The 18,729-nt window shown below is 61.7% G+C and carries 13 protein-coding genes; 11 read left to right on the top strand and 2 right to left on the bottom strand.

Annotated features, from left to right (window positions below; genetic code table 11):
- From AACS24_RS17440 to AACS24_RS17420, 5 genes are all read left to right on the top strand, one after another.
- A partial coding sequence (locus AACS24_RS17440) for a pyridoxal-phosphate dependent enzyme (protein ID WP_146181424.1) occupies nt 1-540 on the top strand: 540 nt, incomplete at its 5' end.
- A gap of 139 nt (nt 541-679) precedes the next feature.
- Complete coding sequence (locus AACS24_RS17435) at nt 680-1,897, top strand: YgeY family selenium metabolism-linked hydrolase (RefSeq protein ID WP_040070003.1); 1,218 nt, start codon at nt 680-682, stop codon at nt 1,895-1,897.
- Nucleotides 1,898-2,002: 105 nt separating this feature from the next.
- Nucleotides 2,003-3,427 carry a dihydropyrimidinase gene (gene hydA / locus AACS24_RS17430; protein WP_108571491.1) on the top strand — a complete coding sequence of 475 codons (1,425 nt, stop codon included), beginning with the start codon at nt 2,003-2,005 and terminating at the stop codon, nt 3,425-3,427.
- Between the two features lie 95 nt (nt 3,428-3,522).
- Nucleotides 3,523-4,455: a carbamate kinase gene (arcC, locus tag AACS24_RS17425; RefSeq protein ID WP_108571487.1), complete on the top strand. Its 933-nt coding sequence runs from the start codon at nt 3,523-3,525 to the stop codon at nt 4,453-4,455.
- A 170-nt stretch (nt 4,456-4,625) separates the two neighbouring features.
- Nucleotides 4,626-5,549, top strand: coding sequence for a DMT family transporter (locus AACS24_RS17420; RefSeq protein ID WP_108571486.1), 924 nt, complete (start codon nt 4,626-4,628; stop codon nt 5,547-5,549).
- Between the two features lie 147 nt (nt 5,550-5,696).
- Here AACS24_RS17420 and yqeB read toward each other — a convergent pair whose 3' ends face one another.
- Together yqeB and yqeC are read right to left on the bottom strand one after the other, a co-directional pair.
- Entirely contained in the window at nt 5,697-7,289 is a 1,593-nt protein-coding gene (gene yqeB, locus AACS24_RS17415; protein ID WP_108571485.1) for a selenium-dependent molybdenum cofactor biosynthesis protein YqeB, read from the bottom strand.
- Nucleotides 7,290-7,328: 39 nt separating this feature from the next.
- Nucleotides 7,329-8,165 carry a selenium cofactor biosynthesis protein YqeC gene (gene yqeC / locus AACS24_RS17410; RefSeq protein WP_108571484.1) on the bottom strand — a complete coding sequence of 279 codons (837 nt, stop codon included), beginning with the start codon at nt 8,163-8,165 and terminating at the stop codon, nt 7,329-7,331.
- On the opposite strand from yqeC, the gene mocA reads away from it, so the two are divergent.
- The 6 genes from mocA to AACS24_RS17380 form a co-directional block, all read left to right on the top strand.
- Entirely contained in the window at nt 8,164-8,829 is a 666-nt protein-coding gene (mocA, locus tag AACS24_RS17405; protein ID WP_308810140.1) for a molybdenum cofactor cytidylyltransferase, read from the top strand. The genes yqeC and mocA overlap by 2 nt on opposite strands.
- A 472-nt stretch (nt 8,830-9,301) precedes the next feature.
- Complete coding sequence (gene ygfK, locus AACS24_RS17400; protein ID WP_108571482.1) at nt 9,302-12,412, top strand: putative selenate reductase subunit YgfK; 3,111 nt, start codon at nt 9,302-9,304, stop codon at nt 12,410-12,412.
- 30 nt (nt 12,413-12,442) lie between these two features.
- The gene (gene ssnA / locus AACS24_RS17395; RefSeq protein WP_108571481.1) at nt 12,443-13,771 is read left to right on the top strand and encodes a putative aminohydrolase SsnA; all 1,329 of its coding nucleotides are present in this window, start codon (nt 12,443-12,445) and stop codon (nt 13,769-13,771) included.
- 80 nt (nt 13,772-13,851) lie between these two features.
- Nucleotides 13,852-14,628, top strand: a complete 777-nt coding sequence (gene ygfM / locus AACS24_RS17390) for a molybdopterin-dependent oxidoreductase FAD-binding subunit (protein WP_108571480.1) — start codon at nt 13,852-13,854, stop codon at nt 14,626-14,628.
- Nucleotides 14,625-17,504, top strand: a complete 2,880-nt coding sequence (locus AACS24_RS17385; protein ID WP_219927736.1) for a molybdopterin-dependent oxidoreductase Mo/Fe-S-binding subunit — start codon at nt 14,625-14,627, stop codon at nt 17,502-17,504. The genes ygfM and AACS24_RS17385 overlap by 4 nt, the downstream gene beginning before the upstream one ends.
- Before the next feature lie 121 nt (nt 17,505-17,625).
- The coding region (locus tag AACS24_RS17380) for a solute carrier family 23 protein (protein WP_258222984.1) at nt 17,626-18,729 on the top strand (1,104 nt) is incomplete at its 3' end.

Raw genomic sequence — 18,729 nt, 5'->3', positions numbered from 1 at the left:
GGCATCAAGCAGCCGACCCACGTGCTGCTGCAGGCCGGGGTAGGGGCGCTGGCGGGCGGGGTGCTCGGTTATCTGGTGGACTGCTTCGGGGCGAAAAACCTGCACAGTATCGTGGTCGAGCCGGATCAGGCCGACTGCATCTACCGCTCCGGCGTGGCGGGGGAGATGGTCAATGTGGGTGGCGATATGCGCACCATCATGGCCGGTCTCGCCTGCGGTGAACCCAATCCGCTCGGCTGGCCGCTGCTCAGGGGCTGCACCACCCAGTTCATCTCCTGTCACGACAAGGTGTCGGCATTGGGCATGAGAGTGCTCGGCAACCCTCTTGGCAATGACCCCCGCATCATCTCCGGTGAGTCCGGCTCGGTCGGCACCGGCGTGCTGGCGGCAGTGCGTCACCACCCGGATCGCGCGGCGCTGATGGAACGTCTGGGGCTGGATAGCAACTCGGTCGTGCTCATCATCAACACCGAAGGGGATACCGATGTGAAGCACTACCGGGAAGTGGTGTGGGAAGGCAAACACCCGGCCTGCGACTAACCCCGGCTGTGACTAATCCCTGCGAGAGCAGAGACACGAATTGAAGAACTGATCGCGCCTCGCCAACGGGGCGCGGTAACGGGCACAGGGCGCTGCCGACGAACAGGCCGCGCACTCTCAGTTGTTATGGAGAATCACAATGAGCAAGCAAATTCCGTTTGAAATGGTGTTGGAGAAGGCCTACCAGTACAAGGCCGAGATGAGTCAGTTCCTGCGCGACATGATCGCCATCCCGAGCGAGAGCTGCGATGAAGAGCGCGTCGTGCTGCGCATCAAGCAGGAGATGGAGAAGGTTGGCTTTGACAAGGTCGAGATCGACCCCATGGGCAACGTGCTGGGCTATATCGGCCACGGCCCGCACCTGATCGCCATGGATGCCCACATCGATACCGTGGGCGTCGGCAACATGGCCAACTGGAAGTTCGACCCCTATGAGGGGATGGAAGATCACGAGATCATTGGTGGTCGTGGCGCATCTGACCAAGAAGGCGGCATGGCCTCCATGGTCTATGCGGGCAAGATCATCAAGGATCTCGGGCTGGAGGATCAGTACACCCTGCTGGTGACCGGTACCGTGCAGGAGGAGGACTGCGACGGTCTCTGCTGGCAGTACATCATCGAGCAGAGCAAGATCCGCCCCGAGTTCGTGGTCAGTACCGAACCCACCGACTGCCAGATCTACCGTGGCCAACGTGGCCGCATGGAGATCCGCATCGATGTGCAGGGGGTCAGCTGCCACGGCTCTGCGCCGGAGCGCGGTGACAACGCCATCTTCAAGATGGGCCCCATCCTTGGCGAGCTGCAAGAGCTCAGCCACAACCTCGGCAATGACGACTTCCTCGGCAAGGGCACCCTGACCGTCTCCGAGATCTTCTTCACCTCTCCAAGCCGCTGCGCCGTGGCAGACAGCTGCGCCGTCTCCATCGACCGCCGCCTCACTTGGGGCGAAACCTGGCAAGGGGCGCTCGACGAGATCCGCGCCCTGCCTGCGGTGCAAGCCGCCGGTGCCGAGGTCTCCATGTACCAGTACGACCGTCCGGCCTACACCGGTCTGGTCTATCCGACCGAGTGCTACTTCCCGACCTGGAAGGTGGAAGAGGATCACATCACCGTCAAAACCCTCTCCAAGGCTTATCGTGAGCTGTTCAACAAGGAGCCGGTGGTGGACAAGTGGACCTTCTCGACCAACGGGGTCTCCATCATGGGTCGCCACGGTATTCCGGTCATCGGTTTTGGCCCGGGTAAAGAGCCGGAGGCCCACGCCCCGAACGAGAAGACCTGGAAAGAGCATCTGGTCAAGTGCGCCGCCATGTACGCCGTGATCCCCATGCTCTATCTGGCCGAGCTGGACAAGTAAGGGGGCCGCCGGGCGGTGACTCTCATCACCGCCCGGCTGTTGCAAGTGCCCCGTCTCCATTGAGGCGGGGCTTTGCTGTTTAAAGTGATGTTCGAGGTGGTGGGGATGAAACGGCTGATCAAAAACGGTGTGCTGGTCGATGCACAGGGTGAATATCGTCAGGATCTGCTGATCGAGAACGGGGTGATCCGCGCGCGCGCCGCCGCTATCCAGCCCGATGGCGAGACCGACGTGATCGATGCCAGCGGCTGCTATGTGATGCCGGGTGGCATCGACGTCCATACCCACTTCAACATCGACGTAGGCATTGCCCGCAGTTGCGATGACTTTTTCAGCGGTACCCGTGCCGCCGCCTGTGGTGGCACCACCACCATCGTTGATCACATGGGATTTGGCCCAGCGGGGTGCAATCTGCATCACCAGCTGGCCCGCTATCACGACTATGCCGCCGATCAGGCGGTGGTCGATTACGGCTTTCACGGCGTTGTCCAGCATGTGGATGACGCTATCCTCCACGAGATGGCCGCCATGGTGCAGGAGGAGGGGATCAGCAGCTTCAAGCTCTATCTCACCTACCAGTACAAGCTCGGAGATCACGATGTGTTGCGCGCGCTGGCCCGCCTCAAGGAGGTGGGGGCGCTTGCCACCGTCCATCCCGAGAATGATGCCGCCATCGCTGCGCGCCGTGCGGCCCTATTGGCCGCCGGTCACCATGAACCCTGGTATCACCCGCAAAGCCGCCCGCTGGAGTGCGAGGCCGAGGCGGTGGCCCGGATGATCAATCTGGCGGGGCTCGCTGGCAATGCGCCGCTCTATATCGTCCACCTATCCAATGGCTTGGGGTTGGAGTATCTGAAACTGGCGCGTCGGCAGGGACAGCCGGTCTGGGTGGAGACCTGCCCGCAATATCTGCTGCTCGATGAGCAGTGTTATTACAGGGAGAACGGGGTCGACTATCTGCTGAGCCCGCCGCTGCGCTCACGCCGCGAGCAGGACAAGCTGTGGGTCGGCATCGCTGAGGGCGACATCGACACGGTGGCGACCGATCACTGCAACTTCTCCCACGCCCAGCGCGTGACCCTCTCGGGGGGCGATTTTAGCCGCTGCCCCAACGGCTTGCCCGGGGTCGAAAACCGGATGCTGCTGCTGTTTTCCCATGGGGTGCTGGGGGGGCGCATCTCGCCGTCCCGCTTCGTGGCCCTCACCAGCGCCAACCCGGCTCGCCTGTTTGGCCTCTGGCCGCGCAAGGGCAACCTGCAACCGGGGTCTGACGCCGATCTGGTGCTGATGGATCCCCGTGGTGACACCCTGATTTCTCACCCACTGCTGCATGACAACGGCGACTACAGCCCCTACGAGGGAATGCGCTGCCCCGGCCAGATCAGGATGACCCTGAGCCGTGGCGAGATAGTCGCTCGTGATGGCGAGTTTCTGGGGCGGCGTGGTCACGGCCGGTTTTTGGCCAGAGCGCCCTTTGATCCGGCCTTGGCGCCGGATCTGCACTCGCCTTGCCCCGCAGCTGCAGGCTGACAATTCGTTCGAAACACGCAAATCAGCAAGGTTATGTGAACAACGAAAGGTGGGCCGGTATCGCGCCGGCTTGTCCCATCACTGGAGATAACAAGATGAAACAGAGAATCGTACTGGCCCTTGGTGGCAATGCGCTGGGCAACAACCTGCCCGAGCAGATGAAGGCGGTGCAGAGCACGGCCGGCACCATTGCCGACCTGATCGCTCAGGGGCATGAAGTGGTGGTGACCCACGGCAACGGCCCGCAGGTAGGGATGATCCAGCAGGCGTTCGAGGTGGCAGCTCGTCATGACTCCAAGGCGCCCCATCTGCCCATGTCGGTCTGCGTGGCCCTGAGTCAGGGTTATATCGGTTATGACCTGCAAAATGCCCTGCGCGAAGCTTTGCTGGCGCGTGGTATTCACAAGCCGGTTGCCACTCTGGTGACCCAGGTGGAGGTGGATAAAAGCGATCCCGCCTTCCTCGACCCGAGCAAACCCATCGGCGGTTTCTTCAGCAAGGAGGAGGCCGAGGCATTGATGGCCAAGGGCGAGCGGCTCAAAGAGGATGCCGGCCGTGGCTATCGCCGGGTGGTCGCATCCCCCAAACCCGTCGATATCATCGAGAAAGAGACCGTCTCTGCCATGCTGGCCGCCGGTCAGGTGGTGATCACCGTCGGTGGCGGCGGCATTCCGGTGCTGCGCGAGGGCAATCACCTGCGCGGTGCCAGTGCGGTGATCGACAAGGATTGGGCCAGTGCCAAGCTGGCGGAGCTTATCGACGCCGACATGCTGATCATCCTTACCGCGGTAGAGAAGGTCGCCATCAACTTCGGCAAGCCCGATGTGCAGTGGCTCGATCAGCTAAGCGTGGCCGATGCCAACAGCTTTATTGCACAGGGGCAGTTTGCCAAGGGTTCCATGCTGCCCAAGGTGGAGGCGGCGCTCTCGTTCGCGACCTCCATGCCGGGGCGCAAATCCCTGATCACCTTGCTGGAGAAGGCCGCTGACGGCATTGCCGGCAAGACGGGAACCCTTATCAGCCGCTAGGCGTTCCAGCCCGGATTGAGAGTGATTGCGGGGGCCGTAGGCCCCCTTGTTCATTTCGGGGCTGCCATGGTCAGCAGAGGATGGGCGGCGTAAGATGGCCGCCTTCAAGCGCGGGCAAGACGCCGAGAGCAGACCCGGCGCAATGAGTGACAAGAGGTGAGTAACAAGCAATGAGCGGAAAGATCAATATGGCGGCGCTGGGGGGATTGATCCTGCTCACTGCCATCTGGAGTTACAGCTGGATCGTGATGAAGCAGGTGATGCTCTACGCGGGGGCCTTCGAGTTCACCGCCCTGCGCTGCCTGTGCGGATCTCTGGTTCTGCTGCTGGTATTGGCCCTGCGCGGGCGCCGTTATCTCAAACCCACCCCGTTTCGCTATACCCTCGCCATCGCCCTGTTCCAGACCTGCGGCATGGTGGGGTTGGCCCAGTGGGCGCTGATCAGCGGCGGGGCGGGCAAGGTGGCTATTCTGAGCTACACCATGCCGTTCTGGGTGGTGATCTTCGCGGCGCTCTTTCTCGGCGAGCGGATGCGCAAGCTGCACTATCTGGCGGTCGGGGTGGCGGCTTGCGGTCTGCTGCTGGTGATCGAGCCCTGGCAGTTGCACCTCGATTCCATGAAGAGTGCGCTGCTGGGGATTGCCTCCGGCATCTGCTGGGGGATCAGCGCCATCATCGCCAAGCGGATGTATGTCCGCCATCCCGCGTTGGATCTGATGTCCCTCACCACCTGGCAGATGATCTACGCCACCATGGTGATGGCCGTGGTGGCGGCGCTGGTGCCGGAGCGACCCATCGACTGGCAGCCCTATGTGTTTGGTGCGCTCGCCTACAGCGCCATCTTCGCCACAGCGCTGGCCTGGAGCCTCTGGTTGTTCGTACTGAAGAAACTGCCTGCCGGGATCGCAAGCCTCAGCACCCTGGCGGTGCCGGTGAGCGGCGTGCTGCTCTCATGGTGGCTGCTGGGTGAAAATCCGGGGCCGGTGGAGGGGAGCGGTATCTCCCTTATCGTGCTGGCGCTTCTCGTCATCAGCCGCAAGGGCAAGCGCTCTGTGGTGTCGGTGGCGGGGGAGACCCGCGTCAAGCACGGCTGAGTCGATTGTCGGTAACGAAATAAAAAGGGCCCGCCATCATGGCGGGCCCTTTTTGTTGGCGCGCTGGCTTATCTGCGCTGGGCCAGATGCATCATGGCCTCCAGCACGGCGCCGCCCGTTGATGACGTGGGCCTTGCCGATTCGCGCTTATCTGCGCTGAGCCAGATGCATCATGGCTTCCAGCACGGCGCCGCCGATGGCGCGTGCCTTGTCCGATACCGTGGTGGCGTCGGCCCGCTCGCCTCTGGGGTCGATGTCACCGATCTTGAAGCCGACGGTCACCTCGATGCCATCGCTGAGCAGCCCCCGCACCATACCCGAGAGGGGCGCTATGATGGGAGCGTCCCCCACATGGGCGATCACATCCCCCTCCTGCACCAGATCACCGAGCTTGATAATGCTCTTCATCACCCCGGCGACGGGGGCGCGCACCACCCGGCGGGCGGAGTGCCCCTCGATCACCCCGGGAATGCCGGTATTGGGCTGGGCAGGGCCCTGATAGATGACCCGGCCCAGATGATGGCCGCGGTTGGTCTCAATGACCGCATCGCAGTCGCGCCCCGCCTCAAACCCTGGGCCAAGGGCCACCGTAATGGGGGCCATCTCCTTGTGGGTGCCGAGATTTTGCTTGGCGAGGATGGCATCCACCAGATAGCGGGGCTTGAGCTCGGCGAGGGTGGCACAGTCGGGGTCAACCAGTAGCGGAATGACGCCCCGATCCAGCTGCTCGAATGCCTGTTCGACGCTCTCGACCCGCTTGGCACGCACTCCCTCGACGCTTGTTTCGCCGTCGAACATTCCCTGGGCGAAGGCGACAGTGCGGCGGATCACAGTCGGCTTGTCGAGATCCAGCATCACCACCTTGAAGCCGGCATTGTGCAGGCGCAGCGCCACCCCGGTGGCGATATCGCCGGAGCCACGCATCACCACCAGCTGATCCCGCTTGAGGCGCACGTCATCCTGCATCAGACCACCCGCTTTGCCGTTTTTCACCTGCAGCAGCTCGGCGAGGATGCTGATGGCGATCTCCTCGGGCGTCTCGGCTCCTATGTTGTAACCGATGGGGGCGTGCAGCTGCTGCAGTTGCTCCTGACTCACTCCTTGCTGGCGCAGCGCCTGGGTGAAGGTCTGCACCTTGCGCTTGCTGGCGAGCAGTCCCAGATAGGCGAGGGGACGGCTGATGAGCCGATCCAGCGCCTCCTTGTCCTGATGGTTGGTGGCGATGATGACGAAGTTGGCGGGCTCGATGGCCAATTTCTCGATCACCGCGCTGATGGTATCGGCCTGCACCAGATGGGTACCGGCCGGGAAGAGGTCAGGGTTGAGGCTCCCCTCGAAGCAATCCCCGACGTGGACATCAAAGCCGAGCGGCGCCGCAGCATGGGCCACAGCCCGGTTGACGTGGCCGGCACCAATGAGCACCAGCCGTGGTCGCAGACCATAGACATCGATATAGACAGACATGGCACCACCGCAATCCGACCCTACCGCATGCTCACCGTTGCGCGCCATCCGGCCGTGGAAGATGCGGGGCTTGCGTTCGGCAATGGCGGCCATCGCTTCCTCGATCACCAGCCGCTCGATCATGCCGCCGCCGATGGTACCGAGGATCTGGCCATCGGCCATTACCAGCATCTGGGCCTGATGGCGCGGGGTGGAGCCCCGGCTCTCGATGATCTGGGCCATGGCAAACGGAGTGTTCTCCTGTTCCAGTCGGGCTGCGTGTGCAAACAGATTCATAAGGTACCTCTTTTCATCCTTAAAACGTCAGGGGTGAGGCTAAAGCGCCTGCCCGTGAGGAGCTGTGCAGATCAGGTGACGGATGGGGGGGGATTCGCGCACGGCCCCCTGCCAGATGGCGTGGATCTCGGGGTGGCGGCTCTGCAGCTTTATCAATTCCGCCAGCCACGACGCCTCATTTTGATAATCGCCATTGATAAACCAGATCCGGCGCGCCCCGGGCGGGGTGCCCTTGAACACCCCTTCGGGGTGGGAGAGCAGCCTGTCAAACAGTGCCCAATCCAGTGGCTCACCCGCCGCAATCCCGCACAGGGCTTGCAATTCAGCCCAGCGGTGGATCTGCGTCGGTTCGGCATTGGCTCCCACCATGGCGCCGCCCAGCAGGGCGATCACCCAGTCACTCTGGTGTGGAATGCAAGGTTCGTGCAAAGCGGGCACTTTCAATAACTTGTGATGGGCGCCATCTGCTTCAACCAGGATGAGATCGAAGCGTTGCTGTCCTTTGAGCAGGTCGATTTGGCGCAGATCCGGCCCTGCAACCTTGCCGGTGCGCTCGTCGAGATGGCTGAACAGGGCAACCAGGGTCGGGCCATCCGGCAGTGCCTGACAGCGGGTAAGTTGACGAACGGGATCCGTCTCGATAATCAATTCCCGATAGTGTGACGGGGCTGGCAGAAACATCCGGGTGGTGGTGGTAATTAGCACCCTTTTACCCTGCTTATAAAAATATTCCGCCAGCCAAAACAGGGCGCTGGTTTTTCCGCCGGCACCACAAAGGCTAATTAGCGTGGTATGGTTGTCACTATTTTCAAGCAATGGATTTAAAAGCGAATCAATATCCGGAAAGGCGTGAACAACAGATTGTGGCAAGGACATGGCAATGACCGAAATAAATAGCGAGGTGAATGAAAAGGTGCAGGCTCGGGGGCGTGAACAGTGTGACTGTATAATTACCGCAGCAGGTTTGTCATCCCGCATGGGGGCATGGAAAATGATGCTACCTTATGGCTCGGGGACAATTCTTGATGCAAGTCTCAAAAATGCCCAGGCCTTCTGTTCCCGGATTATTTTGGTCGTGGGTCATCGTGGGGCAGAACTCGCTGCCTGTTATGGGAATCGCCCCGACATTCTCATCGTCCACAACCCGGACTATGAGCAGGGGTTGGGCAGTTCCATCCGCTGCGCTCTGGCGGCCAGCGATGCTGACTACCTCTTTATCAGCCACGGCGATCTGCCCTGTATCCCGCGCGAGGTTTATCAACAGTTGTGGCTGGCGCGCGGAGAGCTCGCTCTGTTCCCGAGCTTTGAGGGGGAGGCGGGCCACCCGGTGTTGCTGCCAACATCCCTTGCAAGGGAGCTGGCTGCCGCGCCGGCACAGAGCTCGGTGCGCCGCTGGTTGCTGCAACGCCCCCACCGAAGCATACCGGTCGAGAGTCCTGCCATCCTCTTTGATATCGATACCCCCGAGCGCTATCAGGCGCTGATCCGCGGCGAGCTGGAGGTGCGTTCTGCCGACGAGCTTACGACCGGGCAGGGCTGAGTCGTATCGTTGGGGTCAAGCCCCTCTGCGTGCAATCGCAGCCAGAGGGGGGATAACGTCGAGTCATCTCGCAGCCTTTGGATAAACCGGAATAGCGACGTCTGCCTTTTATATGGCAGTGACTTTTAAGCCAGCCCCGGCCATATTGGCCGGGGCTGGCTTGCGATAATGCTGGATGATTTTCACCCTATCAAAGTGATATTTATCGCTGCCGATTTGATATTTCTATTTTTTCTCTGGTATTGCCTTGAATAAAATCTCAAGTGAGTGATAACCACTCTCATCAATCATAATGGCGACATGCCAAACAGCCTTCATTAATTCGAGCTATCTCACGCTTTTACCCTAAAAAATAGTTTTGCCGATGGAGTGGCCTGATAGTTGCTCCTCTCCTTGCCAAGGGGTAATGCCCGTGCGGGATACCCCATTTATTCATGCTGCCAATGGGCAGAACAGCTGCAAGGAGATAGCCATGGGCGATATTATGCGACCCGTTCCCTTCAAGAACCTGCTGACCCGTATTTTTGCGGAATATAAAGCGAGTCAGACTATTTTCGGTATTCCCGCCGCACAATTTTATCGCAAGCAGGACGAGCGCAAGATCAAGGTGTTCGGTGAAACCTGCGAGACTCCCATTGGCCCGGCAGCCGGCCCCCATACCCAATTGGCCCAGAACATCGTCACCTCTTGGCTGACCGGCGGGCGCTTTATCGAGCTCAAGACGGTGCAGATCCTGGACCGTCTCGAACTGGAAAAGCCCTGCATCGATGCCGAAGACGAGTGCTTCAACACCGAGTGGTCTACCGAGTTCACCCTGCCCAAGGCGTTTGACGAGTATCTGAAAGCCTGGTTTGCCCTCTATCTGCTGGAGGAGGTGTTCGACCCCCGTCTCGACGGAGAGGCCAAGTCCTTCATCTTCAACATGAGCGTGGGTTACAACCTCGATGGCATCAAACAGCCACCGATGCAGCAGTTTATCCACAGCCTGATGGATGCAAGCCAAAGTCCGAAATTTGCCGAGTACCAGCAGGTGCTGCGCGAGCTGGTGGTCGACGAGCAGTTTATCGCCGAGCTGGGACTGGGGGCGCGCCGCGATCGCCTGCAACAGCTGGTGGAGCGCATCCCGGCTGAGCTGGTGCACGGCGTTACCCTCTCCACCATGCATGGCTGCCCACCGAACGAGATTGAGGCCATCTGCCGCTACATGCTGGAAGAGAAGGGGCTCAACACCTTCGTCAAACTGAACCCGACCCTGCTGGGCTACCCGCGGGTGCGCGAGATCCTCGATACCTGCGGCTTTGATTACATTGGTCTGAGCGAAGCGTCGTTCGATCACGACCTCAAGCTGGATCAGGCCAAAGGGATGCTGGTTCGTCTGATGGCGCTGGGAGCCGAGAAGGGGCTCACCTTCGGGGTCAAGCTCACCAATACCCTTGGCACCATCAACCGCAAAGGGGCGCTGCCGGGGGATGAGATGTACATGTCCGGCCGGGCGCTGTTCCCGCTCTCCATCAACGTGGCCGCCGTGCTGTCCCGTGCCTTCGATGGCAAGCTGCCCATCTCCTACTCGGGCGGAGCCAGCAAGTTCAACATCGCCGAGATCTTCGAGACCGGCATTCGTCCCATCACCATGGCCACCGACCTGCTCAAGCCGGGTGGCTATCTGCGCCAGATCGAGTGCCTCAAAGAGATAGATGTATCGGGCAGCTGGGGCATGAGTCAGGTGGACGTGGCCAAGCTGGAAGCGCTTGCCGCCAAGGCGCTCACCATGGATTACACCCAGAAGGAGTGGAAGTCCGAGGATCGCATCGAAGTGGGGGGCGGCCTGCCACTGACCGACTGCTACGTGGCGCCCTGCGTCACCGCCTGCGCCGTGCATCAGGATATCCCCGAGTACATTCGCCTGATGGGCGAGGGGGAGTATGTGGCAGCCCTTGAGCTGATTTATCAGCGCAACGCCTTGCCTGCCATCACCAGCCACATCTGCGATCACCAGTGCCAGTACAACTGCACCCGTCTCGACTACGACAGTGCGCTCAATATCCGCGAGCTGAAAAAAGTGGCGCTGGAGCGCGGCTGGGAAGGGTACAAGGCCCGCTGGCACAAACCGGCAGGCAGTGGTGACAAGCATCCGGTGGCTGTCATTGGCGCAGGCCCGGCCGGTCTCTCCGCCGGTTACTTCCTGGCCCGCGCCGGTCACCCGGTCACCGTGTTCGAGCGCGAAGCGGATGCCGGTGGCGTGGTCAAGCACATCATCCCCGAGTTCCGCATTCCGGCCGAGCTTATCCAGCATGACATCGACTTTGTTGCCGCCCACGGGGTCAAGTTCGAGTTTGGCTGCGATCCGGCGCTCACCGTCGACAAGCTGCACGCCCAGGGCTTTACCTATGTCTTCGTCGGCATTGGCGCCGACAAGAATGGCGGCATGCGCCTCGAGGGGGGTCACGAGCGGATTTACAAATCCTTCCACTTCCTGCGCAGCTTCAATCAGGGCAAACCGCTGCCGCTGGGCCGCCATGTGGCGGTGATCGGTGCCGGCAACACCGCCATGGACTGTGCCCGCGCCGCCCTCAAGGTGCCGGGTGTCAGCGATGTGACCGTGATCTACCGCCGCAGCGAAAAAGAGATGCCCGCCTATCGCGAGGAGGTTCTGGAAGCGGTGGAGGATGGGGTGCGTTTCTGCTTCCTCACCAACCCGGAGCGTTTTGACAAAGATGGCAAGCTCATCGTGCGGATGATGGCGCTGGGGGAACCTGACGAGCAGGGCCGCCGCCGTCCGGTGCCCACCGAGCAGACCGAAGTGATGCAGATGGATGCCTTGATCACCGCCATCGGCGAGCAGCCTGACTGCGAGGTGCTCAAAGCGATGGGCATTCCTCTTGGCAGCGATGGCTGGCCCGAGGTGGATGGCCAGAGCGGCGAAACCAGCCGTCGCAACGTCTTCCTTATCGGTGACGTGCAGAGCGGCCCATCCTCCATCGTCGGTGCCATCGGTGGCGCCCGCCGCGCCGCGGATCTGGTGCTGGCCCGCGAGCATATCGCCAGCCAGCAGAGTGAAGTGACCATCCAGCCGTCGGGCAAGGACGAGATCTACCGCCGCAAGGGGAGCATCGCCGTCACCATGGTTGACAAGAGCGAGCGCGATGCCTTCGTGGCGCAAGAGGCGCACCGTTGCCTCGAGTGCAACTACCTCTGCAGCAAGTGCGTGGATGTCTGCCCCAACCGGGCCAACGTCGCCATTGCGGTGCCGGGCTTCAAAGACCAGTTCCAGACCCTGCACCTGGATGCCTACTGCAACGAATGTGGCAACTGCGCCCAGTTCTGCCCGTGGCAGGGCAAGCCCTATCAGGACAAGGTCACCATCTTCAGCCTGCCCGAGGACTTCGACAACAGCCGCAACCCCGGTTTCTATCTGGCTGACGGTGGCGAACTGCGGGTGCGTCAGGATGGCGAGACCTATTGCCTGACCATAGACGCCCAGAGCCGGATCAAGGACGCGCCAGCAGCCCTTGGCGACATGTGCCGGATCATCAGCCATGTCCATGCTCATCATCACTACCTGCTGGGGGCCGTCGAGGCCTGAGCGAACCACGAATAAGCGAAGGAGCAAACCATGTTTATTCTGAAGAACGTCACCGCTGTCCAGCTGGAGCCGACCCGGGTGCTGGAAGGGGTGGATATCGCCATCGAAGGATCGCTTATCAAAGCGGTGGGGCCCAATCTGCGGGCCCTCTACCCGGAGGCCAACTATCGGGAGATGGGGGGCAAGCTGGTGATGCCGGGCATTGTCTGTGCCCACAATCACTTCTACTCCGGCCTGTCGCGGGGGATCATGGCCAATATCGCCCCCTGCCCGGACTTTATCTCCACCCTGAAAAACCTCTGGTGGCGGCTAGACCGGGCCCTCGATGAGGAGTCCCTCTACTACAGCGGTCTCATCTGCTCGCTGGAAGCGATCAAGAGCGGCTGCAGCGCGGTGATCGACCACCACGCGTCGCCCAACTTCATCAAGGGCTCCCTCAACGTGCTGCGCAAAGGGTTTGTGGAGGCGGGTCTGCGCGGCATGACCTGCTTCGAGACCACGGATCGCAACGGCGGCCTTGCCGAGCTGCAGGCCGGGGTGGAGGAGAACATCCTCTTCGCGCAAGCCATTGATGCCGCCAAGGCCAAGGGGAACGAACCCTATCTGGTGGAGGCTCATATCGGCGCCCACGCCCCCTTTACGGTACCGGACGAAGGGCTGGCCATGCTGCGCGAAGCGGTGCAGGTGACCGGTCGCGGTCTGCATATCCATGTGGCGGAAGATCGCTACGACATGGCTCACGGCCACCACCACTATGGCAAGGAGCCCATCACCCGGCTGGACGAGTTTGGCCTTATCGACAGCAAGGCCCTGATCGCCCACGGCATCTACCTGAGCCCGGCTGACATCGAACTGCTCAACAGCCGCGATGCCTTCCTGGTGCACAACGCCCGCTCCAACATGAACAACCATGTGGGCTACAACATGCACCTGCCGGAGTATCGCAATCTGGCGCTCGGCACCGATGGTATCGGCTCCGACATGCTCGAAGAGCTCAAGTTCGCCTACTTCAAGCACAAGGATGCCGGTGGCGCGCTGTGGCCTGACAGTTTTGCCCGGTTCCTCTGGAACGGCAATACCCTGCTGGAGCGCAACTTCGGCGCCAAATTTGGCCGCCTGGAACCGGGTTACAAGGCCGACCTCACCATCTGCGACTACGCCGCACCGACCCCGCTGGCGCCGCGCAACCTCGGCGGCCATCTCGCCTTCGGTATGGGCTCATCCTCGGTCAACAGCGTGATGGTCGAGGGACGCATGGTCTATCAGGATCGCGAGTTCGCCTTTGACGTCGAGCCCATTTATCAGCAGGCCAGCAAGGTGGCGAGCCGCCTGTGGCAACGGATGGATCAGCTGGCCTAGGGCCACCCTCCACAGTTTTGGACCGGATTGCCCGCCCTGTGGATCTCCCCGGCGGCGGGCTGCAAGAGTAAGGACGACACATGATTGAGCAATTCTTCCGACCCGAACAACTGGGTCAGGCTTTGGAACTCAAGGCCCGCTTTGGCAACGACGCCGTCTACATGGGGGGCGGCAGCAAGCTCAACGCAGCCCCGACCCGCACCGACAAGAAGGTCGCCATCTCGCTGGACAAGCTCGGACTTGGCCAGATTGAGCAACAGCACGGTCAACTCCACATCGGCGCTACCGTTACCCTGCAAGCCTTGAAAGAGGATCCCCGTACTCCGGCCGCCCTGTGCGAGGCGCTGGGGTTTGTCTACTCCCGCCATGTGCGCAATCAGGCCACCCTCGGCGGCGAAATTGCCTGCCAGCAGCAGGACTCCCCGCTGCTGCCGGTACTGCTGGTGCTCGAAGCCGTGGTGGTGCTGGAGAGCAACCAGCTGCAACCCATCGATACCTATCTGGCGGGCCAGCGCAAGGAGCTGGTGTTGGGGGTGGTGCTGCCGGAGCCTGAACTGCGCTGCGCGACTCGCCGCATCAGCCGCAACGCCGACGGCCTAGCGGTGATGACTGCCGCCGTGGCCCTCGACAGCATTGGCGAGATGCGGGTCGCCGTGGCTGGCGTTACCCCGCAGCCGATGCGTCTGCGGGATCTGGAGCGCCGCGATCTGCACGATGCCGCGCTGGAGGCGGCCGTGAGCGAGCTGGTTGCACCGCGCGAGGATCTCGGCGGCAGCGTGACCTACAAGCGCTATATCAGCGGGGTAGTGGTGGCGGATCTGCTGGTCGAGTGTCAGCAGCAGGAGGTACAGGCATGATGGAACTCAACTTCACACTGAACGGTGCCCTGCGCACCGTTATCACCCCGGCTGGCGAGAATGCCCAGCGGGTGCTGTTCAACCAGTGCCGGATGCACTCGGTGCGCAACAGTGACGATGGCTTTGGCTTTGCCGGCTCCGACGCCATTCTCTTCAACGGCAAGGTGATCAACGCCTCCCTGCTGATCGCCGCCCAGCTGGATGGTTCAGAGGTGCGCACCGCCGAGTCGCTGGGCAGCTGGAACCAGCTCAGTCTGGTGCAGCAGGCCATGGTGGACGTGGGCGTGGTGCAGTCGGGCTACAACGATCCCGCTGCGGCGCTCATCGTCACCGACCTGCTTGATCGCCATCCCAACCCCACCCGTGGTCAAATCGACGACGCGCTCTCGGGCCTGTTTCACCGGGACGGCGGCTACCAGCAGTTCTATCAGGCCATCGCGCTTGCCAGCTCACGGATGAAGGATCCCGATTACCTGTGTCAGATTGCTCCCGAGTTTCGTGACGATCTGCGCCATATTGGCAAGAGCTGCCCGAAAGTGGATGCCGCCAAGATGGTACAGGCCAAGCCCTGTTATGTGGAGGATCGGGTCACCGAGGATGCGCTGGTCATCAAGATGCTGCGAAGCCCCCATCCCCATGCGGTGATCACCAAACTCGACGTGAGCCGCGCCGAAGCCATGCCGGGGGTGGTGCATGTCATCACCCACCTCAACTGCCCGGATATCTACTACACCCCGGGTGGCCAGAGCGCCCCCGAGCCGTCACCGCTCGATCGCCGCATGTTTGGCCGCAAGCTGCGTCACGTAGGTGACCGGGTGGCCGCCGTGGTGGCCGAGAGCGAAGCCATCGCATTGGCCGCACTCAAACTCATCGAGGTCGAGTATCAGGTGTTGCCGGCGGTCATGAGCATTGACGAGGCGATGGCCCCCAATGCACCGCTGGTCCACGACGAGCCCATCGTCTACATGGCCGGTGCACCGGCGGATCTCGAGCAGCAGAACGCCTGCTCGGTGCGTCGCGGTGACGAGCACATGATCATCAACTTCCCCATCGGTTCCCGCCCGCACGAGAACCTGGCCGCTAGCGTCCATGGCCAGATCGGCGACGTGGCCAAAGGCTTTGCCGAGGCGGACGAGATTGTCGAGCGCACCTACGAATCGACCCAGGCCCAGCAGTGCCCGACCGAGCCGCACATCTGCTTCACCTACATGGATGGCGATCGTCTGGTCATTCACGCATCCACTCAGGTGCCGTGGCATGTGCGCCGTCAGGTGGCGCGCATTGTCGGCATGAAGCAGCACCAGGTACATGTGATCAAGGAGCGGGTAGGAGGCGGTTTTGGCTCCAAGCAGGATATTCTGCTGGAAGAGGTGTGCGCCTGGGCGACCAAGGTCACCGGCCGTCCGGTTACCTTCCGCTACACCCGTGAAGAGGAGTTCATCAGCAACACTTCCCGCCACGTGGCCAAGGTGAAGGTGAAAGTGGGGGCCAAGAAAGATGGCACCATTACCGCCATCGAGATGGATTTTCGCGCCAACACCGGCCCTTACGGCAACCACTCATTGACGGTGCCGAGCAACGGCCCGGCGCTCTCCCTGCCGCTCTATCCGTGCGACAACGTGCGCTTTACCGTCAACACCTACTACAGCAACATCTGCCCGACTGGCGCCTATCAGGGTTATGGCGCGCCCAAGGGCAACTTCGCGCTGACCATGGCCATTGCGGAACTTGCCGAGAAACTGGGCATCGATCAGCTCGACATGGTGGAGCACAACCGGGTGCATGAAGGGGACATCCTCAAGGTGCTGGGTGCCATCGGCGAGGGCAAGATGCCTACCTCGGTGCCCCATGCGGCCAGCTGCGCCCTCGAACCCATCCTCAAACAGGGTCGCGAGCTGATTGCCTGGGATAGCCCCAAACCCGCTGACGGGGATTGGCGCATCGGTCGTGGTGTCGCCATCATCATGCAAAAATCGGGGATCCCGGATATCGATCAGGCCAACTGCATGGTCAAGCTGGAATCGGACGGCACCTTTATCGTCCACTCCGGTGGCGCCGATATCGGCACCGGCCTCGATACCGTGGTGGCCAAGCTGACTGCCGAGGTGCTGCACTGCCCGCTCGGGGATGTGCATGTCATCTCCGGCGACACCGACCACGCTCTGTTCGACAAGGGGGCCTACGCCTCGTCAGGCACCTGCTTCTCCGGCAACGCGGCCAAGAAGGCGGCCGAGAACCTCAAGGAGAAGATCCTGTTCCACGGCGCAGCCATGCTGGGCGAGCCTGTAGCCGATGTTGAGCTGGCGTTCCCGGGCGTGGTGCGCGGCAAGCTGGGGGAGGTGACCCTCGCCAAGCTGGCCCACAAGGCCGAGACCGGTACCGGCTTCGGTATCCTCGTGGGCACCGCCAGCTACATCACCTCTGAGCTTGCCTTCCCGTACGGGGCCAACTTCGCCGAGGTGGCGGTCAACGTCAGAACCGGCGAGATCCGGCTTGACAAGTTCTACGCCCTGCTCGATTGCGGCACCCCCATCAACCCGGAACTGGCGCTCGGCCAGATCTACGGGGCGACCATGCGGGCCATCGGCCACTCATTGACCGAGGAGATCTGCTACGACAGCAAGGGCATCCCGCTCACCCGGGATCTCAAGAGCTATGGCGCGCCCAAGATTGGCGACATTCCGCGCGATTTTCGGGCCTTCCTGGTACCGAGTGACGACAAAGTCGGTCCCTACGGCGCCAAGTCAATCTCGGAGATCGGGGTGAACGGTGCGGCGCCCGCCATCGCCACCGCCATCCACGACGCCTGCGGTGTCTGGCTGCGCAAGTGGCACTTCACGCCGGAGCAGATCCTGCGCGAGCTGGGCAAGCTGTAGTCATAAAACGGCAGAGACCGGCAGGCGGAGCAGACTCCGCCTGCCGGATAAACCCGGGTCACTGTGGGGTGTGATACGCCGGGGTTATTGGATCGTGTTCGATACACCGGAGTAATGAAGGATGTCTGAGAAATCGCGCAAGGACTCTGACCTGATCTACGCCTTGGAAGATCAGCCCCCCTTTGGCCAATCCCTGGTCGGGGCGGTGACCCATCTGCTGGCCATTCTGGTTCCCATGGTCGCACCTGCCCTTATCGTGGGGGCGGCCCTTAATCTCTCGCAAGAGATCACCACTTATCTGGTGTCGATGTCGATGATTGCATCGGGTATCGGTACCTGGTTGCAAGTCAACCGTTATGGCCCCATCGGTTCGGGCCTCCTCTCCATTCAGTCGGTCAACTTCTCGTTCGTCACCGTGATGATCTCGATCGGGACCGCCATGGGCAAAGAGGGGATCGATGAAGCCCAAATCATCTCCTCCCTGATGGGGATCTCCTTTGTCGGGGCGTTTCTGGTGATGGGGGCATCGTTCGTGCTGCCCTATCTGACCCGGGTGATCACCCCGACCGTGAGCGGCATTGTGGTGCTGATGATTGGCCTGTGTCTTATCAAGGTCGGCATTATCGACTTTGCCGGTGGCATGGAGGCCAAGAGCAGCGGCACCTTCGGCAACTATGAAAATATCGGCGTCGGCCTGCTGGTGCTGGCGGTGGTGATCGGGTTCAACTGCTGCAAGAGCCCCCTGCTGCGGATGGGGGGAATCGCCATCGGTCTGCTGGTGGGGTATATCGCCTCCATCATGCTCGGGATGGTGGACTTCTCCGTGTTGCAGGGGTTGCCGGTGGTGACCGTCCCCATGTTGTTCAAATATGGCTTCTCCTTTGATTTCGGCGCCTTCCTGGTGGCTGGCACCATCTATCTGCTGAGCGTGCTGGAGGCGGTCGGGGCCCTGACTGCCACCGCCATCGTCTCCCATCGTCCGGTGGAGGGGGAGGAGTATACCCGCCGCCTCTCCGGTGGCGTGCTGGCTGATGGGCTGGTCTCGGTGATCGCCTCGGCGCTGGGCTCACTGCCCTTGACCACCTTCTCCCAGAACAACGGGGTGATCCAGATGACCGGGGTGGCCTCCCGTCATGTGGGCAAATTTATCGCCATGATCCTGGTGATCATGGGCATCTTCCCGGTGGTGGGCCGCTTCTTTACCACCATTCCATCCCCCGTCCTC

Origin of the sequence: Aeromonas sp. HMWF016 (assembly GCF_963878195.1) — a bacterium.
Taxonomy (GTDB): Bacteria; Pseudomonadota; Gammaproteobacteria; order Enterobacterales; family Aeromonadaceae; genus Aeromonas; species Aeromonas lacus.
Note: the sequence above shows the minus strand (reverse complement) of the source record. Positions and strands in the feature narration are given on the sequence as shown.